Annotated in this window: 29 protein-coding genes; 20 read left to right on the top strand and 9 right to left on the bottom strand. The window is 66.8% G+C overall.

Annotated elements, in window-relative coordinates; translation table 11 throughout:
- Positions 1-112: 112 nt before the first annotated feature.
- From VEA80_RS07205 to VEA80_RS07180, 6 genes are all read left to right on the top strand, one after another.
- Positions 113-1,459, top strand: coding sequence for a TldD/PmbA family protein (locus VEA80_RS07205; RefSeq protein WP_325060028.1), 1,347 nt, complete (start codon positions 113-115; stop codon positions 1,457-1,459).
- A complete protein-coding gene (locus VEA80_RS07200; RefSeq protein WP_349257218.1) occupies positions 1,440-2,255 on the top strand; it encodes an inositol monophosphatase family protein in 816 nt (271 codons plus the stop codon). The genes VEA80_RS07205 and VEA80_RS07200 overlap by 20 nt, the downstream gene beginning before the upstream one ends.
- A gap of 2 nt (positions 2,256-2,257) precedes the next feature.
- Complete coding sequence (locus tag VEA80_RS07195) at positions 2,258-2,500, top strand: DUF4170 domain-containing protein (protein WP_325060026.1); 243 nt, start codon at positions 2,258-2,260, stop codon at positions 2,498-2,500.
- A 22-nt stretch (positions 2,501-2,522) separates the two neighbouring features.
- The gene (locus tag VEA80_RS07190) at positions 2,523-4,259 is read left to right on the top strand and encodes an ABC transporter ATP-binding protein (protein WP_325060025.1); all 1,737 of its coding nucleotides are present in this window, start codon (positions 2,523-2,525) and stop codon (positions 4,257-4,259) included.
- A 62-nt stretch (positions 4,260-4,321) separates the two neighbouring features.
- Positions 4,322-4,708 carry a UrcA family protein gene (locus VEA80_RS07185; protein ID WP_325060024.1) on the top strand — a complete coding sequence of 129 codons (387 nt, stop codon included), beginning with the start codon at positions 4,322-4,324 and terminating at the stop codon, positions 4,706-4,708.
- 114 nt (positions 4,709-4,822) lie between these two features.
- On the top strand, positions 4,823-5,170 hold the full coding sequence (locus tag VEA80_RS07180; protein ID WP_325060023.1) for a UrcA family protein: 348 nt from the start codon (positions 4,823-4,825) through the stop codon (positions 5,168-5,170).
- 34 nt (positions 5,171-5,204) lie between these two features.
- On the opposite strand, the gene VEA80_RS07175 is transcribed toward VEA80_RS07180, so the two are convergent.
- Positions 5,205-5,891 carry a fused DSP-PTPase phosphatase/NAD kinase-like protein gene (locus VEA80_RS07175; RefSeq protein ID WP_325060022.1) on the bottom strand — a complete coding sequence of 229 codons (687 nt, stop codon included), beginning with the start codon at positions 5,889-5,891 and terminating at the stop codon, positions 5,205-5,207.
- A 90-nt stretch (positions 5,892-5,981) separates the two neighbouring features.
- On the opposite strand from VEA80_RS07175, the gene VEA80_RS07170 reads away from it, so the two are divergent.
- From VEA80_RS07170 to VEA80_RS07155, 4 genes are read left to right on the top strand one after another with little or no spacing between them, the layout of a single operon-like run.
- Positions 5,982-6,746, top strand: coding sequence for a lysophospholipid acyltransferase family protein (locus VEA80_RS07170; RefSeq protein ID WP_325060021.1), 765 nt, complete (start codon positions 5,982-5,984; stop codon positions 6,744-6,746).
- The gene (locus VEA80_RS07165) at positions 6,743-8,038 is read left to right on the top strand and encodes a 3-deoxy-D-manno-octulosonic acid transferase (RefSeq protein ID WP_325060020.1); all 1,296 of its coding nucleotides are present in this window, start codon (positions 6,743-6,745) and stop codon (positions 8,036-8,038) included. The genes VEA80_RS07170 and VEA80_RS07165 overlap by 4 nt, the downstream gene beginning before the upstream one ends.
- A complete protein-coding gene (lpxK, locus tag VEA80_RS07160; RefSeq protein WP_325060019.1) occupies positions 8,025-9,032 on the top strand; it encodes a tetraacyldisaccharide 4'-kinase in 1,008 nt (335 codons plus the stop codon). Before VEA80_RS07165 ends, lpxK begins: the two co-directional genes overlap by 14 nt.
- Position 9,033: 1 nt before the next feature.
- Complete coding sequence (locus VEA80_RS07155) at positions 9,034-9,948, top strand: lipid A biosynthesis acyltransferase (protein ID WP_325060018.1); 915 nt, start codon at positions 9,034-9,036, stop codon at positions 9,946-9,948.
- 56 nt (positions 9,949-10,004) lie between these two features.
- Here the strand turns inward: VEA80_RS07155 and VEA80_RS07150 are convergent, their stop codons facing one another.
- Positions 10,005-10,355 (bottom strand): DUF4440 domain-containing protein, encoded by a 351-nt coding sequence (locus tag VEA80_RS07150; protein WP_325060017.1) that lies wholly within the window; start codon positions 10,353-10,355, stop codon positions 10,005-10,007.
- Positions 10,356-10,434: 79 nt separating this feature from the next.
- Here VEA80_RS07150 and VEA80_RS07145 point away from each other — a divergent pair, with 79 nt between their 5' ends.
- A complete protein-coding gene (locus VEA80_RS07145; RefSeq protein WP_325060016.1) occupies positions 10,435-10,914 on the top strand; it encodes a cupin domain-containing protein in 480 nt (159 codons plus the stop codon).
- Here VEA80_RS07145 and VEA80_RS07140 read toward each other — a convergent pair whose 3' ends face one another.
- From VEA80_RS07140 to VEA80_RS07125, 4 genes are read right to left on the bottom strand one after another with little or no spacing between them, the layout of a single operon-like run.
- Positions 10,915-11,787, bottom strand: coding sequence for a hypothetical protein (locus VEA80_RS07140; protein WP_325060015.1), 873 nt, complete (start codon positions 11,785-11,787; stop codon positions 10,915-10,917).
- Between the two features lie 9 nt (positions 11,788-11,796).
- The gene (locus tag VEA80_RS07135; RefSeq protein ID WP_325060014.1) at positions 11,797-12,705 is read right to left on the bottom strand and encodes a M23 family metallopeptidase; all 909 of its coding nucleotides are present in this window, start codon (positions 12,703-12,705) and stop codon (positions 11,797-11,799) included.
- A complete protein-coding gene (locus VEA80_RS07130; RefSeq protein ID WP_325060013.1) occupies positions 12,702-12,923 on the bottom strand; it encodes a DUF2093 domain-containing protein in 222 nt (73 codons plus the stop codon). The genes VEA80_RS07135 and VEA80_RS07130 overlap by 4 nt, the downstream gene beginning before the upstream one ends.
- A 56-nt stretch (positions 12,924-12,979) precedes the next feature.
- Complete coding sequence (locus tag VEA80_RS07125; protein ID WP_325060012.1) at positions 12,980-14,092, bottom strand: aromatic ring-hydroxylating dioxygenase subunit alpha; 1,113 nt, start codon at positions 14,090-14,092, stop codon at positions 12,980-12,982.
- 95 nt (positions 14,093-14,187) lie between these two features.
- Here VEA80_RS07125 and VEA80_RS07120 point away from each other — a divergent pair, with 95 nt between their 5' ends.
- Positions 14,188-15,483, top strand: a complete 1,296-nt coding sequence (locus VEA80_RS07120) for an APC family permease (RefSeq protein WP_325060011.1) — start codon at positions 14,188-14,190, stop codon at positions 15,481-15,483.
- Positions 15,484-15,534: 51 nt separating this feature from the next.
- Here VEA80_RS07120 and VEA80_RS20545 read toward each other — a convergent pair whose 3' ends face one another.
- Genes VEA80_RS20545 through xseA form a run of 3 tightly spaced genes read right to left on the bottom strand, consistent with a single transcriptional unit; the run spans position 15,535 to position 17,519 of the window.
- Positions 15,535-15,786 carry a type II toxin-antitoxin system RelE/ParE family toxin gene (locus VEA80_RS20545; RefSeq protein WP_414731495.1) on the bottom strand — a complete coding sequence of 84 codons (252 nt, stop codon included), beginning with the start codon at positions 15,784-15,786 and terminating at the stop codon, positions 15,535-15,537.
- Positions 15,786-16,043, bottom strand: a complete 258-nt coding sequence (locus VEA80_RS07115) for a hypothetical protein (protein WP_325060010.1) — start codon at positions 16,041-16,043, stop codon at positions 15,786-15,788. Before VEA80_RS07115 ends, VEA80_RS20545 begins: the two co-directional genes overlap by 1 nt.
- Before the next feature lie 45 nt (positions 16,044-16,088).
- Positions 16,089-17,519 (bottom strand): exodeoxyribonuclease VII large subunit, encoded by a 1,431-nt coding sequence (xseA, locus tag VEA80_RS07110; RefSeq protein WP_325060009.1) that lies wholly within the window; start codon positions 17,517-17,519, stop codon positions 16,089-16,091.
- 165 nt (positions 17,520-17,684) lie between these two features.
- Here xseA and VEA80_RS07105 point away from each other — a divergent pair, with 165 nt between their 5' ends.
- The 8 genes from VEA80_RS07105 (at position 17,685) to VEA80_RS07070 (ending at position 25,118) form a co-directional block, all read left to right on the top strand.
- The gene (locus VEA80_RS07105) at positions 17,685-19,553 is read left to right on the top strand and encodes a M1 family metallopeptidase (protein WP_325060008.1); all 1,869 of its coding nucleotides are present in this window, start codon (positions 17,685-17,687) and stop codon (positions 19,551-19,553) included.
- 10 nt (positions 19,554-19,563) lie between these two features.
- The gene (locus VEA80_RS07100) at positions 19,564-19,974 is read left to right on the top strand and encodes a globin (protein WP_325060007.1); all 411 of its coding nucleotides are present in this window, start codon (positions 19,564-19,566) and stop codon (positions 19,972-19,974) included.
- Positions 19,975-20,027: 53 nt separating this feature from the next.
- Positions 20,028-21,305 carry a phosphoribosylamine--glycine ligase gene (purD, locus tag VEA80_RS07095; protein WP_325060006.1) on the top strand — a complete coding sequence of 426 codons (1,278 nt, stop codon included), beginning with the start codon at positions 20,028-20,030 and terminating at the stop codon, positions 21,303-21,305.
- 39 nt (positions 21,306-21,344) lie between these two features.
- Positions 21,345-21,674 (top strand): type II toxin-antitoxin system HigB family toxin, encoded by a 330-nt coding sequence (locus tag VEA80_RS07090; RefSeq protein WP_325060103.1) that lies wholly within the window; start codon positions 21,345-21,347, stop codon positions 21,672-21,674.
- Positions 21,658-22,035: a helix-turn-helix domain-containing protein gene (locus VEA80_RS07085; protein WP_325060005.1), complete on the top strand. Its 378-nt coding sequence runs from the start codon at positions 21,658-21,660 to the stop codon at positions 22,033-22,035. The genes VEA80_RS07090 and VEA80_RS07085 overlap by 17 nt, the downstream gene beginning before the upstream one ends.
- Positions 22,036-22,178: 143 nt before the next feature.
- Positions 22,179-23,258, top strand: coding sequence for a phosphotransferase family protein (locus VEA80_RS07080; protein WP_325060004.1), 1,080 nt, complete (start codon positions 22,179-22,181; stop codon positions 23,256-23,258).
- Positions 23,255-23,728: a hypothetical protein gene (locus VEA80_RS07075; protein ID WP_325060003.1), complete on the top strand. Its 474-nt coding sequence runs from the start codon at positions 23,255-23,257 to the stop codon at positions 23,726-23,728. The genes VEA80_RS07080 and VEA80_RS07075 overlap by 4 nt, the downstream gene beginning before the upstream one ends.
- A 76-nt stretch (positions 23,729-23,804) precedes the next feature.
- Positions 23,805-25,118 carry an amidohydrolase family protein gene (locus VEA80_RS07070; protein ID WP_325060002.1) on the top strand — a complete coding sequence of 438 codons (1,314 nt, stop codon included), beginning with the start codon at positions 23,805-23,807 and terminating at the stop codon, positions 25,116-25,118.
- The last annotated feature ends 15 nt before the right edge of the window (positions 25,119-25,133 follow it).

Here is a 25,133-nt window from a genome sequence, read left to right as displayed (position 1 = left end):
GGCGTCCCCTCGGCCGCTGTTCCTGCTGTCGAACTCATTTCGGCGCCGAATACCGGCGGCGGCGCGCCGGGCGGCGATTGCCCCCGCCTCCGCCAGCGCCCATGTTGGCCCCATGGCCTTCGACACCGATTCCACCGCCGCCCTTGCGGCCCTGATCGACTACGCCAACGCCGCCGGCGCCGACGCCTCCGAGGCCTCGCTCGCAGCACGCGAGAGCATTTCCGCCGAGGTGCGGATGGGCGAACTGGAGGGCATGGAGCGGGAGGAAGGCCGCTCGGTCGCGCTCCGCGCCTTCATCGGCAAGCGCCAAGCCGCCGCCTCCTCGACCGATCTGTCCACAAAGGGCCTCAAGGCCTTGGCCGAGCGGGTGGTCGCGATGGCGAAAGCCGCGCCCGAAGACAAGTTCGCCGGCCTCCTCGACCAGCGTTATCTCGCCCGCGGCCCCGCGCCAGAGCTCGAACAGTCGGACACCGCCCGGCCGACGCCGGAGCAATTGCTCGAACTCGCAAAGCGGTGCGAAGCCGCCTCACTCGCCATTCCCGGCATCGCCAATTCGGGCGGCGGCGGCGCCTCGTTCGAGAACGCAATCTTCGTCCACGCCACCTCGACCGGCTTCGAAGGCGCCGAGAGCGCCACCTCCTACAGCCTCGGCACCCAGCCCGTCGCCGAGAAAGGCGACGAGATGGAGCGCGACTACGAGTGGCGCACAAAACGCTTCTTCGCCGACCTGCCGAGCGCCGAAGAGATCGGCCGCATCGCCGGCGAGCGGACGACGCGGCGGCTCGGCGCAAGAAAGGTCGCCAGCCAAAAAGCGCCGGTGATCTTCGAGAATCGACTCGCAGGCCGCATCATTTCGCCGTTCTTCTCGGCTATCTCCGGCGCTTCGGTCGCGCGCGGGGTGTCGTTCCTGAAGGACAAGCTCGGCCAGCGCATCTTCGCCGAGGGCTTCCGCATCCACGAAGACCCGTTCGTGAAGCGCGGCGCCGGCAGCCGCTGGTTCGACGGCGAAGGCGGCGCAGTCGCGCCCGCCACGTTGATCGACGACGGCGTGCTGACGATGTGGCTCTTGAACTCGTCGGCTGCGCGCCAGCTCGGCCTCGAACCTAACGGCCACGCGACGGCCGGACACGGCGGCCCGCCCGGCATCGGCACGGCGAACTTGTTCGTCAAACCTGGAGCGGAAGATCTGCCCGGGCTGATGAAAAGCGCCAGCAAAGGCCTGCTGGTCACCGATATGTTCTCGCCCTCGCTTAATATGAACACAGGCGATTGGTCGGTCGGAGTCGCCGGCTATTGGTTCGAGAACGGCGAGATTGTTCATCCCGTCAGCGAAGTCACCGTCGCCGGCAGCCTGCTCGACATCTTCGCCCGCCTGCGCTGCGGCTCGGACGTCGATAATCGCGGCGCGCTCGAAATTCCCAGCCTCATCGTGGACGACCTTGCAGTCGGCGGCGTCTGACCTCGAGCTCCTCGAAGCTGCCGCCCGCGAAGCCGGCGCGCTCGCGCGTTCGCTCATGACGAAGCCGCTTGAAGTGCATTCAAAAGGCGCGCTCGGCCCGGTCACGAATATCGACTACGCGGTCGACGCATTGCTCGCCGAACGCCTGCTCGCCGCACGGCCGGATTATGGCTGGCTCTCGGAAGAAACGCCTGACGATCCCGATCGCCGCATCGGTAAGCCGCGCACCTTCATGCTCGACCCGATCGACGGCACCTCGGCGTTGGTCGGCAAGGTCCCGCAATGGACGATCTGCGTCGGCCTCGTCGAAGGCGACCACGCGTTTGCGGGCGCCATCTACAATCCAATGACGGATGAGATGTTCTTGGGCGCCGTAGGCCACGGCGCGACGCTGAACGGCAAGCCGATCCGCACCAGCGAACGCGGCAAGCTCGAAGGCGCGCGCATGATCGGCCAGCCGCGCCGTTTCCAGAACCGGCGCTGGGAAAAGCCCTGGCCGAAACTGGACATTATCGAGCGCCAGTCGATCGCCTACCGCATGGCCTTGGTCGCCGCCGCCCACGGCGACGCGACCATCCTATTCGGCTGGAAGCACGACTGGGACATCGCCGCCGGGGCGGCCATCATTCAGGCCGCGGGCGGCGTCGTCAGCGACCCATGGGGCTTTGCGCTCGAACTCAATCAACCCGTGCCGCGCGTGCCCGGCGTCGTCGCCGCTGGCGCCGACCTGCACGCTTTGCTAATCGAACGCACCGCTGTCTTGCCCGATCCGCGGGATCAAGATCAAAAGCCGTAACCATGAGCCAAGAACGTCAACTCCTCCACATCGTCATCGGCGGCGAATTAAAGTCGCTCGACCGTCCGGAATTCGCCGACCTTTCCCAAGTCGATTTCGTCGGCGCCTATCCCAACTACAAAACCGCCTACGACGCCTGGAAAGGCGCGGCCCAGCGCACGGTCGATAACGCGCGCATGCGCTACTTCATCATCCACGCCCACCGCCTCCTCGATCCGGCGACGGACGGCGAGCGGGGTCAATGACGGCGGCATCGTTCAGGGGCGGATGAAACCAGGTCAATTACTCGCACGCCTCTGGCGCGACTACGTTTCCCGCTATCTGGGCGACGTCGCGCTGCTCGTTCCGGTGCTCGCGGTCGTCGCGCTCGCGGCAGTTTCGTACGCCTGGATCCTGCAGTTCACGATCGACTCGATCCAAACCGGCGATCTCGGCGCCATTGCGCTGGTCCCGATCGCGGTGATGGCGGCGACTGTCGTTCGCGCCATCGCCATTTACGTGCAGGCGGTGCTCTCCCAGGGGCTCGCGCTCAAGGTGCTGCGCGACCTCCAAGGCGCGATGTTCGCCAAGATCACCAACGCAGACTTCGCACGCATAACGCGCGAAGACGGCGGCCGCCTCGTCTCGCGCTTCACCAACGACATCACGGTGATCGGTGAAGGTTTGGTGCGCGGCGGCCAAGTCGCCATACGCGACACGCTGACCCTGATCGGCGCCGTCGCTTCGATGTTCTGGTACGACTGGGCGCTGACACTCCTGGTGCTCGCGGTGTTCGCCATTGCCGGCAAGCCGCTGCAAGCCATCGCCAAACGCGCGCGGGGCGCCACCGAGAGCGCGCAGGCGCAGATCGGTCTGCTCACGGCCCTGCTCACCGAAAGCATCGGTTCTGCGCGTGTCGTCAAAACCTACGGACTGGAGCAACGCGAAACCGATCGCGCCGAAGCGGCGTTCGAACAGCGGCGCAAGCTGGCCATGAAGCTCGCGCGCAATCGCGCTCGAAGTGAGCCGTTGCTGGAAGTGCTCGGCGGCGCGGCCTTGGCCGCCGTTCTCTATCTGGCCGGCATGCGCATCACCGCCGGCGCGATGAGCCTGGGTGACCTCATCGCCATTATCGGCGCCATCGGCATCGCCACGCCGGCGGCGCGGGCGATCGGCAATTTCAACACCGTGCTCAACGAGGGCCTCGCGGCGCTGACGCGCATTTTCCTGTTGCTCGATGAAACCTCCCAGATCGTCGACAAGCCGGGCGCAAAGCCGCTCAAAGCAACCGCCGGCCATATCGAGTTCAGCAAGGTCAGCTTCGCCTATGGCGGCGCGTCGGCGATCGAGGACGTGAGCTTCACCGTCGAGCCGGGCGAGACAGTCGCGCTCGTGGGTCCGTCGGGCGCGGGCAAGACGACAATCTTCAACCTGTTGCCGCGTCTCTACGACGTCTCCTCCGGCAGCGTCCGCATCGACGGCCAAGACGTGCGCAGCGTCACGCTCGCCAGCCTGCGCAACTCGATCGCGCTGGTCGCGCAGGAGGCGGCGCTGTTCAATGACACCATCGCCGCCAACATCGGCCTCGGCCGTCCAGGGGCCACACGAGCCGATATCGAGGAAGCCGCCCGCGCCGCGGCCGCGCATGAGTTCATCATGGCGCTGCGCGAAGGGTATGACACCCTCGTTGGCGAACGTGGCGGCAAACTCTCCGGCGGCGAGCGCCAGCGCGTCGCCCTCGCCCGCGCCTTCCTGCGCGATGCGCCGATCCTGTTGCTCGACGAAGCCACCAGCGCGCTCGACGCGGCCAGCGAGGCGCGCGTGCAGGACGCACTAAAGCGGTTGGCGAAGGGCCGCACCGTTCTCGTAATCGCACACCGCCTCGCCACGGTGCGCGAGGCGGACCGCATCATCGCACTCGAGAACGGCCGCATCATAGAGGCGGGAAACCACGAGGAACTCGTGGCGAAAGGCGGTCTTTACGCCCGCCTCAGCCGGCTCCAATTCGCGGACGCGACCGGGTAGCGGAACACCTCACCGCCGAAGCCGTTGAGCGCGGTAACGGGCGGGCCGTGAGGAGAACCCACATGACACGCACATCGCTGGCGCTCGCCTGCGCTCCAGCTCTTCTACTTTGCGCGGCCGCTGCGCCGGCCTTCGCGCAAGCGGCCTGGGACAACCGCTATGAATCGCGCGTCGTCTATTTCGGCGATCTCGACCTCGAGTCGCGCGCCGGCGCCGACACTTTGATCCGCCGCATCGAGCAGGCCTCGGACATCGTCTGCGGCGATCGCGCTGGCCCGCGCCCGATCAACGAACACCATGACGTGCGCGGCTGCGAAGCCGAGACGGTCGAGTACGCCGTACGCGAGGTCGGCCATCCGAACGTGCTCTATCGCTATTACGGCTATCGGCCCGAGGTTGTGATCGAGGGCGATGACGATCCCTACTACACCGTGAAGCCAAGGTACTGACGGCGTGAGCGCGCCGCGTCGGCGGCGCGCTCCGCGTGTCCGCTGTCACGGCGGCGCTCACGCTCCGGCGCGATCATCCGCGCCGTCGCACATCAGCGACAAGGAGTGGACGCCATGAAATTCCAACTTACTTCGATCGTTCTGGCCGTCGCCCTGAGCGCGGCCGTCGCTGCGCCCGCCTACGCCGACAACGGCCGCTACGCCACCCGGGTCGCGTACGCCGATCTTGATCTCGACCGCGCGGCCGGCGCCGACGCGGTGATCAACCGGCTCGAAAACGCCGCCGCCGAAACCTGCGGCGACCGAATGGGCCAGATGAATCTGCGCGAGCACCGCCGCATCCGCGCCTGCGCGACGCAGTTCACGCAGAAGGGCGTAATGCGGATCGGTAACCCGCTGGTCGCGCAACGCTATCTGGACCGCGGCGGGCGGCTGCCGAACGTGATCGTGACACCGACCTGAAGCCATCGCGGGTGGAGCCCGCGCCGAGCGGGCTTCACTCGCGGCGCAGTATCTTGTCGACCAGGATGTTCGCCCACCACTCGCCCATGAAGGCCTCCTTGACCTTCGCCTTGTCGTAATCCTGCTCGACCCAATCGATGAAGGACTTTCTGTTCTCCTTCGTTTCGGCGAGATAGGTGGCGAAGAAGAAATCGATCATCCCGGTCTTGCCCTGCTTCACATGCAGGTATTTGAGCGAAAGCTGCTCGGCCGCCTCCGAGATCGGCAAGCCCATCGCGAAGTGCTTATAGAGCACGGCCATGACGCCGGCCCGGTCCGCGCCAGATTTGCAGTGCATCAGCGCCGGATACTCGATCGTCTCGAACAGGTCCTTGGCCTTGCGGATCTGCTCCACGCTCGGCGGCTCGCGCGAGTGCATGCGCGCGTCGATCATGGCGACGCCGTGCCGCTCGCACGCTTCGCGCTCCAGCCAATAATAGCCGGTGTCCGAGGGTCCCCGCAGATTGAGGATGGTCTTGAACCCCATCGACGCGTAGCGGGCCACGGCCTCCGGCGATGGCTGGTTCGCCCGCGCCATGACACCTTCCTCGATCCAGTGGAAGTTCGAGAAGCGCGACCGAAGAAAGCCGTGGTCGGTCCAGATCAAGTCAGCCCGCGCCCGCCGGCGCCCGGCGGGCGTCGTCAAGTCGAAACGGGACTTTTTCTCCTGGGTGTCAGTCATGAAGCCTGTCATCGTCCGCTGGCGCAGAGCCGGCCGGCCCCCCTATAAGGGCCGACGCGCCAACTCGGAAGCGGCGCGACCAGCGAGCTCATGGCCAAGAAATTTCTCGGCAATTCAGTCGTCCAGTACCTGATCGGGCGGGCCATCGGCGGCTATATGCTGTTCGTGGGGATAACGACGCGCTGGACCCGGGTGAACCGGGCTGCGGTCGAGCCGTTTTGGCGGCCGGAGGGGGGCAAACTGATCGGCTGCATCTGGCACGGACGGTTTTCTCTGGTGCACAAGATGTGGTCATTCGAACGCGGCGTGCCAAAGGCCAAGATGCTGATCTCGCAGTCGCGCGAAGGCGGCATCGTGGCGCATACCTCGCGCACGGTGGGGGCCGAAGTGATCCGCGGTTCCGCCGCAAAGGGCGAGAAGCGAAAAGGCGGCGTCGAGGCGATGCGGGCGATGGCGCGGCATATCGAGGGCGGCGGCGTGATCTGCATGACGCCGGATGGACCGCGCGGACCGCGCATGCGCGTGAAGCGCGGGCCGATCCAGCTGGCCAAGCTCGCCGGCGCGCCGCTCCTGGCCGTCACTTGGTCGACCTCGAACCGGCTCGTCTTCGACAAGAGCTGGGATCATTTCATCTTCCCGCTGCCGTTCGGGCGCGGCGCTCTGGTGTGGGGCGATCCGATCCAGCCCCCGCCGATGGACGCAAGCGATGCGGAGATCGAAGCGGTGCGGCTGAAGCTCGAGACGGAAATGAACCGTATCGCCGCCGAAGCAGATCGCATCGCCGGGGTCGAGCCGATCCTGCCTGCGGCGACGCCCGCGGTTTCACCGTCAGACGCAGAGCCGCTAGCGACGTGAGCTTCTCGCCTGCCCTTGCCAGTTACGGTTTAGCGGTGCGCCTGCTCGCGCCGTTCGCTGGGCTGTGGCTGAAGAGCCGCGCGCGCAAAGGCAAGGAGGATGCTTCTCGGTTGGAGGAGCGCTTCGGCCGCTACGCGCAGGCGCGGCCCACAGGCGCTGTGATCTGGTTTCACGCGGCGAGCGTCGGCGAGAGCGGCGTGGCGCTGTCGCAGATCGAAGCGATGGCGGCGCGCGCCCCCTCGCTTTCATTCCTAATCAGCACCGGCACGCGTACATCGGCGGAACTCGTCGCGCGCCGCGCAACGCCGCGCGTGACGCATGTCTATGCGCCGCTCGACAGCGCTTGCGCGGTGCGACGCTTCCTCAACCATTGGCGCCCCGATCTCGGCGTCTTCGTCGAAAGCGAGCTGTGGCCTAACCTCATTCTCGCCGCCGAAGCGCGGCGGATGCCGCTCGCGCTCGTGAACGCGCGCATGAGCCCCAAATCGCTGGCGCGCTGGCGGCGTTGGCGTGCCGCGGGCGCGCGGCTGCTCAAGGCGTTCGCCTTCGTCGCTGCCGCGGACGCGCGCACCGCCGAAGCGCTGAGCGATGTGCGCAGCGCGGCCGTGCCGATGCTCGGAAACCTGAAGCTCGCCGCGCCGGCGCCGCGCATCGATGCGGCCGCGCGCGCGACGCTGTCAGAGCAGATCGGCGCGCGGCCTGTGTGGCTGGCGGCCTCGACCCATGAAGGCGAGGACGAGATCGCGCTCGCGGCGCATGCGACACTGCGCGCCAAAGAGCCCAGCGCCTTGCTGATCATCGCCCCGCGGCATCCGGAGCGAGGCGAAGCAATCGCGGCGCTTGCTGGCGGCGCGCCGCGGCGATCTCGCTTCGAGCCCATCGGCAATGCGAACGTCTATGTCGCCGACACCCTAGGCGAGCTCGGCCTTTTCTATGCGCTGGCGCCGGTGTCGCTTGTGGCCGGCAGTCTCTTGCCCCACCTGAAGGGCCACAATCCGATCGAGCCCGCGAAACTGAATTCCGCCATCCTCACCGGACCGCACGTCGAGAGCTTCCAAGACGTGTTCGGCGCCCTCAGCGCCGCCGGCGGCGCGAAACTCACACCCGACGCCGACAGCATCGCCAGCGCCGTGCTGACGCTCTGGCGCGACGAAGCGGCGCGCACGCGCCAGCTCGACGCAGCGCGGGCGGCGACGGCGCAAGGCGCCGGCGCGCTGGAGACCACGGTCGAGCGGCTGCTCCAGCTTGCTCCCCCAAACGCAACGGCAAAGGCGGCGCATGCGTCCGCCTGAATTCTGGAAAGCGGATGTCGGCGGGCGCGATGCAGCGCTCGCGCTGCGTGCGCTGCTGACGCCGCTCTCGTGGGCGTACGCCGTCGCCACGGCGCATCGGCTTCGCGTGACGACGCCGCGTCACGCGCCCGTTCCGGTGATCTGCGTCGGCAACATCACCGTGGGCGGCGCCGGCAAGACCCCGATCGCGCGCGCCATCCGCGCCAAACTCGGCCCGAGCGCGCACACGCTCTCGCGCGGCTATGGCGGGCGCGTCGAAGGTCCCTTGCGCGTCACCCCCGACATGGACGCGCGCGAGGTGGGTGACGAACCGCTGCTGCACGCGCGCGACGGCGGCGCCTGGATCGCGCGCGACCGCTTCGCCGGCGCGATGGCGGCGGCGCAGGCCGGCGCCCGCGCTATCATCATGGACGACGGCTTCCAAAATCCGTCACTGGCGAAGGATCTCTCGATCGTGGCGGTCGATCCAGGTTTCGGCGTCGGCAACGGCCAAGTGTTTCCGGCTGGCCCCTTGCGGGAGCGCTTGGCTGACGGCCTCGCCCGCGCCGACGCGATCGTCATGCTGCACAATACCGCCGCAGACACAGCCGAAGCCGAAGCGCCTGAGATGCAAGCCTGGCTCGCGCACTTCACCAAGCCGATCCTGCATGCGCGCCTGGTCGCCGCCGGCATCGTGCCGGATCGCTCGTTGGTCGCGTTCGCGGGCTTGGCGCGGCCGGAGAAGTTCTTCGACACGTTGACCGCGATGGGGGCGAAAGTTTCGGAAGCGGTTCCGTTCGGCGACCATCACCTCTATTCGGAGGAAGACCTTGGCGTGCTCGCGCAGATGGCCGAAGAACGCGACGCCATGCTGATCACCACGGAGAAAGACGCCGCCCGCCTTTCGCCCGAATGGCGCGCACGCGTGGCCGTGCTGCCGGTGACGGCGCGGTTCGACGACGAGGTCGCGCTCGACGCCTTGCTCGCGCCGATCCGATCGCGGATGAACGCCTGATATGGCGAAGCCGAAACCGCTCAACTTCATGTTCCGCCTCGAGGCGCTGGCGTGGAACGCCTATGTCGGCGGGCTCGGCGCACTCGGGCTCGAGCGCGCGTCACGCTGGGGCGGCGCCATCGTGCCGACCGTCGCCCCGCTCAGCAGCGCTTGGAAAACGGCGCTGCGCAACATCAGGATGTGCTTTCCGAACGAAAGCGATGCCTGGCATCGCGAAGTGCGCAAGGAATCGTTCCAGGAGCTCGGCCGCATGACGGGCGAGTTTCCGCACATGGACAAATTCCTCGAACAATATCGCCGCGGCGAACTGGTGTTCGAGGGCAAGGAGATCGTCGAAGCCACGCTCGGCAAAGGCGCGGTGTTCATTGGCGGCCACTTCACCGATTGGGAAGTCACATCGCTCTGCCTCGCACAGACCGACCCCACCTGCCACTTCACCTATCGCCCAGCGAACAACCCGATCATTGACAAATACATCGTCGAAACGCGCGCGGCGTTTGGGCTCGGGCTGCAGGCGGCGAAGGGCAAGGAAGGCGGCATGGGCTTGCTGCGCTCGCTGAAGAAAGGCCGCAGCGTCGCGCTGATGAACGACCAGAAATACAACATGGGCCTTTCAGTGCCGCTGTTCGGCTACGAGTGCATGACCGCCGACGGGCCGACGCGGCTTGCACTCAAATTCAAAGTGCCGCTGATCCCAATCACCGGCCGGCGCATCGACGGCGTCAAGTTCGTCGCCCGCGCCTACGAGCCGATCCCGCTCGATTACGACAAGCCGGACGAGGAGACGAACGTCTACGCCGGCGTGAAGCGCGTGAACGAATTCATGGAAGCGCGCATCCGCGAAGCGCCGGGCCAATGGTTCTGGTCGCACCGCCGCTGGCCGAAAGAGGCTTGGGCGAAGGCGGGAGTGATGTGAGGTGCGTAGGTGAGTACGGCGCCGCTTATTTCCTACTCACTTGCTCACCTACTCCCTTACTGGAGCGGCGTCTGCTGATGAAACGCCATCTTCCATTCGCCGTCGCGCTTCACATAGCCGGTTGAAACCACGGCGCGGTACGGCTCACCATTGGCGCGCTCAGCGTCGACTTCATAAGTCACCACGACGGCGCCGTCCGACAGCTGCACCAAGCCCTTCTCGTCGAGGCGAATGTTCTTCCAGTTGTGACCGCCGGGATTCATGCCGGCGATCTCTTCGTTCGAATGAACGCCGGCCATCTCGGTAAAGGCGAGCAGGCACTCGTCGTCGACGTGCTCACGGTAGTAGTCCGCGCCTTCGACCCAAAAGCCGCGTTCCAGCTTCATCAGATCCTGTTCGAGCGCCATCGCAACCTCCATCCTGGCGGCATCAACGCTCTGGCGGCATCCGTGTTTCGGCGGCTATGCTCCCGCCTTGGAGGGGATCATGCGCTTCATTCTACTCGGCGCGGCGGCGCTGCTTACGGCCTGCGTCTCGGTCAACGCCAATGTGACGGCGGCGTCCAATCCGGCGCTGGCGGCGATCGAACACGCAAATGTCCGGACTTGCCCGGAGGGACGCGCGCAAATCGGCGCGCATAATGAAGGGTTCGGCCCGCAGCACGGCGTCACCGCGCGCACGATCGCGATCACGCCGGCGGCGGGCGAGGCGTCGCGGATCGTGCGCCTGCGGCTGCTCACAATGGCGCCCGGCGCCGTGATCGCCTGGCACTCGCACGAGACGACGCAAGGCATGGCGCTGATCGTTTCCGGCCAAGCCACCGAGATCCGCAATTCCTGTCTTGATCAGATCATATACCGCGCTGGCGATGTCGCGCTCGAAGACGCGCAAACGGCGCATGGCTGGCGCAATGACGGCGACGAACCGGCCGTCATCCTCGTCGCCCATTACGCGCCGGCGAGCTGATCAAGCCGGCGTGCACGCCATCGCTTCGCGATACTCCGGCGAGACGGCGTCAAGGCGGCGCGCCTCGCTCATTTCGCGTTCAGCATCGGCGCAGCGGCCGAGGGCGGCATAGGCGCTCGCAACCGAGTGGCGCACCGCGGCCACATCAGGCGCCCCGGCCCGGGCGCGTTCGCAATACGCCAGCGCATCGCCAGCGCGTTCGAGCTTCACCAGGATGTAGCACTGATTGTTCTGCACCGCCGGATGCGCAGCCTCCATCTGCAGCGCGCGCTCGTTGGCCCGCAGGGCGGCCGGGTAATCGCCAATCTCCAGCATCACCGCCGCGCGATTGGCCCAGCTCACCCAGTCCTGCGCCGGCAACGCCAGGTACTCGGCCATCGCCGTCTCCGCTTGCGGATCGTTGCCGGCGTGCAGCACCGGCAGGATGCCGGCATAAACCAAGTCGCGATCGACCGGATGCGCGCCGACGCTGTTGCGCACGGCCTCTGGGACTTCCGGCGCATTGTGCAGGACCGCCAACGCCATCCGCGCCTGCACGAGCGCATCAGCGCTGCGACCGACCTGATAAAGCGTCGCGGCGTAGTTCGCGTGATAGAGCGGATCGGAGTACATCATTCCGCCGTCGCGAGGCTGTGCGCGATCGTAATACGCGGCGGCGCGGGGAAAATCAGCGTTGTTGTACGCCTGCGTACCCAGATTGATCAGCGACAACATCTGCCACGGCGAACCATCCCGCGCGGCGTCGAGACAAGCCTGATAATCGATCTGCCCCGCCGCATTGTAGCGGCATTGGGGCGGCGGTTCGTCATCCTGGGCGGCGACGCCTGTCGCCGAGAACGCAATCATGGCAAGCGCCATCAACGCCGTACGCATCACGTCCTCCTAGTGCTGTATCAATTCCGCCCGCGCTGTCGCCAAGCCCTCAACCGCAATGCTCGGATCGAGCTGGCGTTCGCGCCAGCGCATGCGCCAGCAGAGGTGCGGGCCGGTGGCGCGCCCGCTCGCGCCGACGGCGCCGATCACTTGGCCTTGGCTCACCACGTCGCCGACGCGCACGTCGAGACGGCTCATGTGCAGGTACATGGTGATGAGCCCCTGGCCGTGGTCGATGAACACGAGCCCGCCTTCGTAATGCATGTCGGGATTGGCCAATGTCACGACGCCCGCCGCCGGCGCACGGATCGGCGTGCCGGCCGGGACTGCGATGTCGTAACCGAAGTGCGGCGTCGACGGCACGCCGTTGAGTATGCGCTGGTTGCCCCAGCGGCCCGTAACGACGCCGCCATCGACCGGCATGATGAAGCCGTCGAGAAAGCCGGTCATCGGCGCTTGGCTCGTGAACGCTTCGCGCTTCAACGCCGCCTCGCGGCTGATGCGCTCGAGCACCGCGGGATCAGTGGGCGTCACCGTCTGCTGCGGCAGTCCGTCGATGCGCTGCACGTCGAACTCACGCGGCGCGATGGCGAGATCGTCGTAAGTGGAAATCCCGTTCAAATGCGCTTCAACACGCATGCTCTCGGGCGCTTCGCGGTTGAATCCGATCACCGCCCACCCGTTCGCGTCGGCGTGGCCCACGCCCTCGCCGCCGATGCGCAATTCCGCGCCCGGATTCGTCCGGCAGAGCGCGACGCCGCCTTGCGTCATGGCCCCGGCGCACTCGAGCATGACCGGCTGCGGCACAACCACTTCGCCGTGCTCGTGCGGCGGATGGTAGTCGTCGCCGTGACGCGGCGGCTCGGCCGCCGCGCACGCTGCCATGAGGAAGAAAGCGGCCCCCGCCAGCCATCTCATTTGCGCTTCTCCGCTTCGAGCTGCTTCCAACGCTGTGTCGCTTCCGCCGGCCCGCGATAGGCCTCCTGCAGGTCGACGTTCCAGTACTTGAGTTCGTCGAGCGGAATCCGCTCGCCCGTCACCGCGCAGAGCACGTGCGTGCCCTGCTTCAAGATCGTGATCTCGTTGTCGCCGTAGCGAACCTTCGCCTCCGGCCCGCCCGGATCGTGTTTGTTCATGGTAGTGTTTTAGCGCCCTAGAACCTGAACGTCACCCTAATGACGCGAGAGTTCCCCTAAACCGGCGCGCGGTCCAGGCGCGCTTCCGGGATCAGGCGGCGCATGCGGTTGGTGAAGGAGATGAGGCAGACTTCGTTCGGCGAAAGCGGGCCTGTCGTGTAGCTCGATGAGGCCATGCCGGCCTGCACGCCCTCGATCAGCGCCGTGTCCTCAGCGTTCACCTGCCGGTTGATGCGCCAATTGAGGTAGCGCGCGGCGTTCAATTCGCGACTCTGCTCCGGATGGACGTAGGCGATCTCTCGGATCAGAGTCTCGGTGGCCGAGACCGGAATGAACTGCATGAAATCGACCTGATCCGGATAGATGTCGAACGCGACGTTGGGCCAGAGCTTGTAATAGACCCAGGTGCGGCGCCGGTCGGCCGGAATGTGCGTCAGCGACGCGAGCAGGCTTTGGTACGCTCGCTCGGACCAATTCTCTGACGCATTCTGCTGCAGCTCGCCCGACATCTTGTCGACCCACTCCTTCGCTTCGATCGCGTAGGTGGCGCCGAACAGACGCGAGAGCCCCGGGTGCGCCACCGGGATGTGCATGCCGTCGGAATAATTGTCACCGACATTCTTCCAGTTCACCCGCCGCGGCCGCAACGTGACGCGCCCGTTCGGCACGAGGCGCTCCAGCTCGTACGGCCGCAGTTCGTCCGCATAAGGCGCCATCATCTCGGCGACGCTCGGGCCGCCACCCTCGAGCCGGATGAAGATGAAGCCCTGGAAAATCTCCTGCTCCACTGGAACGAGGCCGTGCTTCGATCGGTCGAGATTTTCGAACCCCTGCCACTTCGGCACGCTCACCAGCTTACCATCGAGGCCGTAGCTCCACGCGTGATACGGGCAAACGAGGCGATGACCGCATGAGCCGCGCGGCTCCGGCGCGATCTTCGCGGCGCGGTGGCGGCAGACATTGTGAAAGCTGCGCAAGGCGCCGTCCGCGCCGCGCAAGGTGACGATACGTTCGCCGAGAAAATCGAGCGTGACGTAATCGCCTGCGTTGGGCGCGTCATTCGCGTGTCCCATGATCTGCCAGGCCGAGCGGAAGATCCGCTCGCGCTCCAGTTCGAAGAAGCGTTCGTTGACGTACGTCCAAGCGGGAAGGCTGCTGATCTCGGTCACGCCGGAACCTCCAGGGCGCCGACTGTGCCCGTAGCGCTCGCGCCTGCCAACCTCACGCTCTGGCCAATCGCCCCGGGCAAGGCCATGCTCGCCGCATGGCGGAGAGCGGGCGAGCGGATAAACCTCTGGGCTTCTGGGCCTGCTGGTCGCTGACCGTCGGCACCATGATCGGTTCGGGCGTCTTCATGCTGCCGGCCGTGCTCGCGCCGCACGGCCTCCTCTCGTTCGGGGGCTGGCTGATCACCGGCGGCGGCTCGATCCTGCTGGCGCTGATGCTCGGCCGGCTTGCCGCACGCACCACCCGCACCGGCGGGCCCTATGTCTACGCACACGATGCGTTCGGCGATCTCACCGGCTTTCTCGTCGTCTGGGGTTATTGGATCTCGTACTGCCTTGCCGTGCCGGCGATCGCCATCGCCTTCGTCGGCTATCTCGGCGTCTTCGTTCCGGCGATCGCCGCGAGCGCGCTCTGGCAAGCCGCCGCCGCTTTGGCGCTGATCTGGGCGCTGACTTTGGTGAACGTGCGCGGCGTGCGCGAATCCGCCGCCGTTCAAATCGCCATGACGCTGCTGAAGATCGCGCCGCTTCTGCTGATCGTGGCGCTCGGCTTCGCGAGCGGCGATCCGGACAATCTGCCGGCGTTCAATCCCGCGGATGCGCCGCTTGCGCCGACGCTCGCCGCCACGGCGCTGCTGACCATGTGGGCGTTCAGCGGCCTCGAAGCGGGCGTCATTCCCGCCGGTAGCGTACGCGATCCCAAGCGCACGATCCCGCGCGCCGTCGTCATCGGCACGGTCACGGTCACCGTGATCTATCTCGCCGCCACCGCGGCGGTGATGCTGCTGGTGCCGGCCGAGCAACTGGCGCGCTCGACCTCGCCGTTCGCAGACGCCGCGCGCGGTTTCGGCCACTGGGGCGCGGGGCTGATCGCCGCCGCGGCGCTGGTCGCCACCGCCGGCGCGATGAACGGCTGCATCTTCATCAGCGGCCAATTGCCGATGGCCGCCGCGCGCGATGGTCTGGCGCCTTCCCTTTTCGGCCGCTGCAACGCCGGCGCCTCGCCGTATGTGGCGCTGCTGATCTCGAGCCTGATCGGCTCGCTGCTGCTGCTCGCCAACTATTCGCGCGGCCTCATCGGCGCGTTTACGTTCCTGCTGATGATGTCGACCATCACGGTGCTCGCCCCGCTCCTGGTGAGCGCGCTCGCCGAGCTGCGCCACTCCTGGCGATCCGCGCGAGTGTGGGCGCTCGTCGCGCTGCTGGCCGGCGGCTACTCGCTATTTGCGATCATCGGCTCGGGCCTCGAAGTGATCGGCTGGGGCGTCGTGCTGCTGGTCGCCGGACTGCCGCTCTATTTCGTGCTCCGCAAGCGCCGACTTGCGCTGAGCTGACTCACTTGTCCTCGCTGAATCGCACCGCCTCCAGAAGGCGCCGCTGATCGACTACACGGACATGACAATGCTGCCTTCTTCAACGCGATAGAGGGCAAGATACCCGCCGACGGAGAGTTTTCGGGCGTCCGGCGCGGCTCGCGCAAACGGCGGCCCTAGAAACGGGAAGCGCCGTAGGCGCGCACAAGCCGGCGCGATCTGGTCAACAGCTTGGTCACCGAGTTCAGGTCTATCACGCCCCCGCCAAGCCCAGATTTCCAACAGGTCGCGGCGCGCTGCTTTCGACCAGCGCAGCGCCCGCATCACGGCGCGCGGAACATCTTGCGCGCCTCTGACTTGAGCGCAGCGAAGTCGATCTCGCCTGCGTCGCCACTCTCCGCGCCGTCCCGCCACAGCCTCTGCAGCGTCTCGTCGCTCACGCCGGCAAGCGCTTGCTCTGTCGGCCAAGCGTCCACGGCATTCTCGACCGCCGCTTCCACCGACCGCGCCCCACCCGCAGAGACGGCCGCCTTCAGCGCTTCCACCCGCTGCCGGTCAACTTTGATCAAAGTGTCATCCATACGAGGAGCCTAGGACGCTGGGCCAAACGCGTCATCCGTCGCCGCTCAGAACAGCGAACCCTGATCGCCGCCGGGCTTGGGCTTCGCCTTCGGCTTCGCCGGCTCCGGCGCCGCCGGAACGCTGTCTGGATCGATCACCGCTTTCTGCTTGTCGTCGGCGAACGTGAGTTCGATCACATCGCCGCGCGAGAGGTCCTTGGCCGCGCGCACCAGCGAGCCGTCCTCACGATGCACCATGACGAAGCCGCGCGCGAGCACGCTCTTATGCGAGAGCGACTCCAGCATCCGCGTAGCGCCGTCGAGATGCTTCCTGTGCGCCTCGAGCGACCGTTTGATCGCCGGCTGCAGTCGCGCGGAGCTGCGCGCCAGATGTTCGCGGCGGCGGGCGATATCCTGCCCCAACGCTTCCGGGCGCAGCCGCGCCGCCACGCGATCGAGCTTGGATTGCGCCGCACGCGTGTTGGCGACGAGCGCGGCGTTCAGGCGCTCCGCCGCGCGGTCGTAGCGCTGCTGGGGAATTTGGAACAGCGTCTCAAGTCGCGGCAGCTTAGCCGCAGCCGCGCGCAGCTCCGTGCGCCGCCGCTCGAGCCCGCGCAGCAAGCCGTTCTTCAGCCGCCCCTCGGCGCTCGTGAGCCGCTCAATCAACTCGGCCCGCACCGGCACGGCTTTCTCCGCCGCGCCTGTCGGCGTCGGCGCGCGCAAGTCCGACGCGTAGTCGATCAAAGTCGTATCGGTTTCATGCCCGACGGCGCTGATGAGCGGGATCTCGCTCTCCGCCACCGCGCGCACGACGATCTCTTCGTTGAACGCCCACAAATCCTCGATCGAGCCCCCGCCGCGGGCGACGATCAGAACATCAGGCCGCATCTCGCCCTGCAGCGCGTTAAAGCCCTTGATCGCCCGCGCGACCTGCCCCGCCGCTTCCGGGCCTTGCACCAGCACCGGCCACAGGATCACACGACGCGGAAAGCGTTCGCGCAGGCGATGCAGGATATCGCGGATGACCGCGCCCGTCGGCGAGGTCACGACGCCGATCGTGCGCGGCAAATACGGGATCGGCTTCTTGCGCTCGCGCGCGAACAGCCCCTCCGCCTGTAGCTTGACCTTCAGCTTCTCCAGCTGCGCCAGCAGCGCGCCGACCCCGGCGGGGGCCATGCGGTCGCAGATCAGCTGATATTGCGAACGGCCGGGAAAGGTCGAGAGTCTGCCCTCGGCGACAACTTCGAGGCCCTCTTCTGGCTTGAAGCCGAGTTGCTGGACGTGGGCGCGCCACATCACGGTGGAGATGCAGGCGTCCGCGTCCTTCAGGTCCACATAGAGGTGGCCGGATTTTGCGATCATGACGCGGCCCAACTCGCCGCGCACGCGCACGCGGTCGAAATTGGTCTCCATCGTCCGCTTCACCGCCTGCGCCAGCTCGCTGACGGAAAGCTCGGGCAGATTGGATTGGGCGGAAGCCGCCGCAGCCTCGGTCATTGGCTCAATATAGGCCGACTCGGCCCATCCCGCGTCCGGAATGACCCGTTTTCCCAAGGCCAGCCTCGTTGGCCGGGGCGCTTGGTCGCGCGCTGCGCTTACCGTCTTGCCCTGACCGGCCCGAGCGGCTTGGTAGCGGCAAAATCATCTTCCCGGGGGAAATCCATGCTTCGCCGCCGCACCTTGCTGCTCTCCGCGCTCGCCATCCCGACGCTCACCGCCTGCGCTTCGACCGTAGGCGCGGCCGATCCGATGGCGCCGCTGCCGCTCGACCGCAGCACCCACGCCAAGCCCGACGAAGCGCGCGTCCGGCACGTCTCGCTCGACCTCACCGCCGACTTCGACCGCAAGCTCTTCCACGGCACGGCGACGCTCGACATCATCGCGCGCCCGGACGCCCGCGAGATCGTGTTGGATAGCGACGGCCTCGTCATCCGCGCCGTGCGGGCGGGCGGGCGAGAGACCGAGTACGTGCTCGGCAGCCGCGACGAGCGGCTCGGCTCGGCGCTGACAATCCAGCTCAACGGCGCGCGCCAGATCGAGATCGACTACGAGTCCGCGCCGAACGCCACGGCGCTGCAATGGCTTGAGCCCGCGCAAACCGCGAGCGGCAAGCGCTTCCTGTTCAGCCAAGGCCAGTCGATCCTCAACCGCACCTGGATCCCGACGCAGGACAGCCCTGGCATCCGCCAGACCTACGATGCGCGCATCGTCGTGCCGGAAGATCTGAAAGCCGTGATGAGCGCCGAGATGCTGACGCCGGACGGCGAGCCGGCCGGCGCCGGCCAGCGCGCGTTCCGCTTCCGCATGCCGCAGCCGATCCCGCCCTATCTGATCGCCATCGGCATTGGCGATCTGGTGCACCGCGCCGTCGGCCCGCGCACCGGCGTCTACGCCGAGCCGAGCGTGGTCGAGCGCGGCGCCTACGAATGCGCCGACATGGAGCGCATGATGGATGTCGCCGAGGCGCTCTACGGCCCCTATCGCTGGGGTCGCTATGACGTGCTGATCCTGCCGCCATCGTTCCCTTACGGCGGCATGGAAAACCCGCGCCTCACCTTCCTCACCCCCACCTTCCTCGCCGGCGACCGTTCGCTCGTCTCGCTGGTGGCGCATGAACTCGCACACTCCTGGTCCGGCAATCTGGTCACCAACGGCGTTTGGGAGGACAGCTGGCTTAACGAAGGCTTCACCTCCTACATCGAAGGCCGCATCGGCGAAGCTTTGTTCGGCGCTGAGCATGCGCGCATGGCCGAAGCGCTGAGCTGGGCTGACATCCAGAAGGCGCTGGAAACGGTGCCGGCCGACGGCCAGCGCCTGCATTGGGTCGGCGAAGTCGACGCCAACGATAATTCGAGCGCCATCACCTACGACAAAGGCGCGCTCTTCCTGCGCACGGTCGAAGGCATCGCCGGCCGCGACCGGCTCGACAATTACCTGCGCTCGTACTTCGACCGTTACGCCTTCCAACCGATGACGACGCAACAATTCCTGGCCGACTTCCGCCAGCACGTCGTCCGCGGCGATGCAGCGCTGGAGGCGCGCCTGATGCTGGACCAATGGGCGTACGAGCCGGGCATCCCGTCGAATGCGGTCGCGCCGGTAGCGTCTGGCTTTGTTGAAGTCGAACAAGCGGTGGCGGCGTTCGACGATCATGGCGCTGTCCCATCGGCCTGGGCTAACTGGAACACGATGCAACGCCAGCGCTTCCTGCAGACGCTGCCGCGGCAATTGCCGACGGCGCGGCTCGACGCGCTGGAGCGCGCGTTCAATCTCAACACCATCGGCAACATGGAAGTGCGTTTCGACTGGCTCGCGCTCGCCATCCCGAACGGCTACGAACCCGCCGGCGCCGCCGTGCAGCGTTTCCTCAGCGAGCAAGGCCGCGGCAAATTCATCCGCCCGCTCTACCGCGCGCTGATGGAGCAAGGCGCCTGGGGCCAAGCCGTCGCGCGGCGCACGCATGAAGCCACGCGCGGCTCCTACCACCCGATCGTGCAGAACGCGGTCGACCGGATTGTCGCGGGAAGCTAGTGCGCCGGTCATGACGGTCACCGCTGACGCATCGCCGATCCTCGCAAGCCTGGAGCTTGCCGGCGAGCGCGGCGGCGACCTCACCGCCGCGGTGTACGCCAACATGTTCGCGGCGCGCCCCGAACTCGAGCCGCTGTTCGTGATGGACACGGACGGCGCCGTGCGCGGCGAGATGCTGGCGCGCGCCTTCGAGGCAATCGTCGATTTCGTCGGCAAGCGCAGCTACGCCGATCATCTCATCGGCGCCGAAGCCACCAACCACGACGGCTACAACGTCCCCCGCGAAGCGTTCTCCGCCTTCTTCGGCTTTATCCGCGACGAGGTCCAAAACGCCTGCGGCGATGGGTGGACGGACGAAATGGACCAAGCCTGGCGCCGCTTGCTCGCCGATCTCGAACGCTACATCGCTGCGCCCGCCTAATTCCGTGCAGACTTCGTTGCGTGGAGCGCTGAAGGCGGCGATATAGCGGCCCCATGAAGATTCTCGTCGTTGGCTCGGGCGGGCGCGAACATGCGCTGGGCTGGAAACTGGCGCAGAGCCCGCTGGTTTCGGAACTGATCTCCGCGCCCGGCAATCCGGGCCTCGCGGAACTCGGGCGCACCGTGCCGATCAAGGCCGATGCGGCGGGCGAACTCGCCTCGTTCGCCATGCGCGAGCAGGTCGATCTCGTCGTCGTCGGCCCCGAAGCGGCGGCGGCGGCGGGGCTGGCGGACAGCCTCGCCAAAGTCGGCGTGCCCTGCTTTGGGCCGAGTCAAGCGGCCGCCGAGTTGGAATCGTCGAAGGCGTTCATGAAGGACTTCTGCGCCCGCCACGCGATCCCGACCGCCGACTACAAAGTGTTCGACGACGCCATCCGCGCCAAAGCCTATCTCGGCGGGCGCGAGCCGCCGTTCGTGATCAAGGCCGACGGCCTCGCCGCCGGCAAAGGCGTCGTCATCGCCGAGACGCGGCGCGACGCCGATGCGGCGATCGACGAGATCCTCTTCCTGCGCAAGTTCGGCACGGCCGGTCAGCGCATCGTCATCGAGGACTTCCTGCCCGGCGAAGAAGCCAGCTTCTTCGCGCTGTGCGACGGCGACACCGCAATCCCGCTCGTCGCCGCGCAGGATCACAAGCGCGCCTACGACGGCGACAAGGGCCCGAACACCGGCGGCATGGGCGCCTATTCGCCCGCGCCGATCTTCACCGACGCCGCGCGCGATCAAACCATGGAGCGCATCATCCTGCCGACTCTGCGCGGGATGAAGGAAGAAGGCCGGCCCTTCGTCGGCGTGCTGTTTGCCGGCCTCATGATCACGGCCGACGGGCCGAAGCTGATCGAGTTCAACGTCCGCTTCGGCGATCCCGAGTGTCAGACATTGATGCGGCGGCTCTCAAGCGATCTCGCGCCAGTGCTGCTCGCCGCGGCGAAGGGCGAGCTTGCGCACGCGCCCACGCTCGCGTGGGACGAGCGCCCCGCCGTCGCCGTCGTTTACGCCGCGCAAGGCTATCCGGACGAGCCGCTCACCGGCTCCGTCATCCGCGGCGTCGGCGAAGCCAACGCCATCGAGGACGTCGTCGTCTTCCACGCCGGCACGCGCCAGGACGAGGACGGCACCCTGCGCGCCGCCGGCGGCCGCGTGCTCAACGTCACCGCCACGGGCGCCGACCTGCAGGCCGCGGTGGCGAAAGCCTACACGGCCGTCAACCAGATCGACTGGCCCGGCGGCTTCTGCCGCCGCGACATCGCCTGGCGCGCGCTGGCGAAGTAGCGGCTTGCGCCCATTTTGGGCGCATGCTAACCGTTGTCGGTGCGGATCATTGCGCGCAGCACGTTACTGGCGTTCGCAAAAGCACGCGAGGGCCGGAAGGACCATCAAGCGCTCAAAGCGGCTTTGGACGCATGGTTCGCCGAAGTGCGCGCGGCGCGTTGGTCCAGCATGGGCGCCCTGAAGAAACGGTATGCGACAGCAAGTGTCGTGTCTTCTGATCGTGTTGTATTCAACATCAAGGGGAACGACTATCGTTTGGTCGCGGCGATCGATTTCGAAAAAGGGATCGTCTGGATCAAATGGATCGGAACGCACGCGGACTATGATCGTATTGATGTGAAGACAGTGGCTTATGACTCGCGATCTTAAACCAATCCGCACCAAATCCGACTACAAGGCCGCCCTGGTCGAACTCGAACACCTTTGGGGCGCACGCAGCGGCACGCCGCGCGGCGACAGGTTGGATGTTCTAGCGACCCTCATCGACGCTTACGAAACCGAACACTTCCCGATCGATCCTCCTGACCCGATCGACGCCATCAAATTTCGCATGGAGCAACAAGGCCTCTCCCGTCGCGACCTGGAAGAACTGATCGGCACACGCACCCGCATCGCAGAGGTGCTGAACCGAAAACGCTCGCTTTCGATCAATATGATCCGCAGATTGCATGAGCGCCTGGGCATTCCTGCCGAAGTTCTCATCCGGCCGACGCGAAAGATGTCGGCCTAGGAGCAATCCCAGGCCACCTCACCGCGGAGGCAGGGAGCCCGATCCGGGACCTAGGCCGCGGCGCAGCCTCGGGTCCCGGCTCTACGACGCTGCGCGACTCCGGCCGGGATGACGGATGCATTTTTTGATGCGATGGATTGGCGATGACGACCATAGCCGAAGACCCGCACGCCCAATTCAAAGGCGTGAAACCCGTCGAAGAACGCCATCGCCTTGATGAGGCCGCACTGGCGGCGTGGCTCGAAGCCAACGTCGAGGGCTACGCAGGCCCGCTGACAATCAACCAATTCAAAGGCGGCCAATCCAACCCGACCTACCAGCTCGTCACGCCGCAGCGAAAATACGTCCTGCGCAAGAAGCCCGGCGGCAAGCTGCTGCCCTCCGCCCACGCGGTCGACCGCGAATTCCGCGTCATTTCCGCGCTCTATCCAACCGGCTTTCCCGTCGCGCGCCCTTACGCGCTCTGCACCGACGACAGCGTCATCGGCGCAATGTTCTACGTGATGGAGAACGTCGAGGGCCGCGTCCTGTGGAACGGCGCGCTGCCGGAGCTGGAGAAAGCCGATCGCCGCCGCGTCTACGAGCACAAGATCGCGACGCTCGCGCAGCTGCACAACACCGATTACGAAAAGATCGGCCTCTCCGACTACGGCAAGCCGGGCAACTACTTCGCACGCCAGATCGACCGTTGGTCGAAGCAGTACAAACTCAGCGAAACCGAAACCATCGACGAGATGAACCGTCTCATCGAGTGGCTGCCGCAAACCATCCCGCCCGGCGAGCGCACCAGCATCGTCCACGGCGATTATCGCCTCGACAATCTCATCCTACACGAGAGTGAGCCGCGCGTGATCGCGGTGCTCGATTGGGAGCTCTCGACGCTCGGCGATCCGCTCGGCGACTTCACCTATTATCTGATGAATTGGGCGATGCCCCACGACGGCCGCGCCGGCCTCGGCGGGCTCGATCTCGAAGCCATCGGCGTTCCGACGCTCGACGAAGCCGTGCAGCGATACTGCGCCCTGACCGGCCGCGCCGGCATCCCGGCGCTGGATTGGTATTTCTCCTACAACGCCTTCCGTCTCGCCTGCATCCTACAAGGCATCGCCGGGCGCGTGCGCGACGGCACCGCCGCCAGCGCGCACGCCACGCAAATGATCGCCCGCATTCGTCCCCTCGCGAGCGCCGCCTTCATGTACGCGCAGAAGGCCGGGCTCAAATGAACCAGCGCCAGCAGGCGATGTTTCTGTGGGACTGGGCGCGCAAGCGCCGCCGCGGACGCCTCGCCGTTGCGCTCGTCGGCGCTGGCATCGGCGCGATCGGCGGGCTCGTGTTCGCGCTGTTGATGCTGTACGCGATGACCTCGAACGGCGGCGCATTCTACGTCGACGAAGAAGAGGCCGGGCCGATCCTCGGCGCGGTCGCGCGCACGCTCGGGCCAACCGGCTTCCTGTTCGTCCTCTCGCTGCCAGCCTTCGCCGGCCTGGGCGCATTTCTCGCCCAACGCGTTTGGGGCTGGAACGACTATCGCTACCACAGCCTGCTCGAAGCCGGCGCCATCGTGCCGCCGGAGAAGCCCGCGATGACCGCCAAGGAGCGCGCCGCCAAGTGGGCGGTGGTCGGCGGCTTTGCGCTTGGGTGCCTCTTCCTGATCGCCATGCTGATCTCGGAGATCAACCGCGGCGCGCTGTGATCGCTGACGCTGCACGGGTAAGCGGTTGACGAAGCGCAGCAGCGGCGGGATCAAGGCAGCAGCAACGGGGGACCTTATGCTGCAACGCGGAAAAATGATCGTCGGCGCACTTGGCGCTCTGGCGATGCTGGCGGGTTCGAGCTTCGCGCAAGAGGCGCAGCCGCAAGCCGCCGCCGTCATCCACGCCGGCCGCCTGCTCGCGGACGCGTCCACCGGGCGCATTCTCACCGAGCAATCGATCCTCATCGGCGCGGACGGCCGCATCATCGGCGTCGAAGCCGGCTACCTCACGCCGCCGGGCGCGGAGGTGATCGACCAGCGCAGCCGCTTCGTGCTGCCGGGCCTGATCGACAGCCACGTCCATCTCACCAGCGAACTCGGCCCCAACCAGCTGCTCGATGAAGTGCAGCTTTCGCCCAGCGACCAGGCCATGCGCGGCGTAGAGAACGCGCGCAAAACGCTGAACGCCGGCTTCACCACCGTCGCCGATCTCGGCGCCAACAATGACGCCATCTTCGCGCTGCGCCGCGCCATCAACGAGGGCCGGGTCGAGGGGCCTCGCATCATCGCCTCCGGCGCCGCCGTCACACCCCATGGCGGCCACGCCGACGCCAATGGCTTTGCCCCGGACATCGTCGACGCGCTGCGCAATCCGAACGCCTGCTCTGGCGCTGACGATTGCCGCCGTGCCGTGCGCCGCCAAATCCAAGCCGGCGCGGACGTGATCAAGATCACCGCGACGGGCGGCGTGCTCTCCAACACCGCCGCTGGCGTCGAACAGCAGTTCAGCGACGAGGAGCTGCGCGCCATCGTCGAAGCCGCACATGCGATGGGCCGCCGGGTCACCGCGCACGCGCACGGCGCCGGCGGCATCAACGCGGCGCTTCGCGCCGGGGTCGATTCGATCGAACACGGCTCCTACACCGACCAGGAATCGCTGCGCCTGCTTCGCCGCAACGAAGCTTATCTCGTGCCCACCATTCTCGCCGGGGTCACTGTTGAGGAAATGGCGGCGCAAGGCGGCGTGCTGACGCCGGCGCAAGCGCAGAAGGCGCGCGAAGTCGGCACGCGCATGCGCCAGTCGATCCAGAACGCGCGCCGCGCCGGCGTGAGCGTCGCGTTCGGCACCGACAGCGGCGTCTCGCGTCATGGGATCAACGCGCGCGAATTCCAGTTCCTGGTCGAAGGGGGCTACACGCCGATGCAGGCGATCCGCATCGCCACCGTCGACGCCGCCGACCACCTGCAACTGAACGGCGTCACCGGCCGTGTAGCGCCTGGTTACGCGGCCGATATCATCGCAGTCGACGGCGACCCGACCCAAGACGTCGCCGTGCTCATGAATGTGCCGTTCGTGATGGCGCGCGGACGCACCTTCAAGAACGAGTAGTTTGCGGGCGGCGCA

The sequence above is a fragment of the Vitreimonas sp. genome, from assembly GCF_035627415.1.
Lineage (GTDB): Bacteria > Pseudomonadota > Alphaproteobacteria > Caulobacterales > Aquidulcibacteraceae > Vitreimonas.
This window is presented reverse-complemented; position numbering and strand designations above follow the sequence as displayed.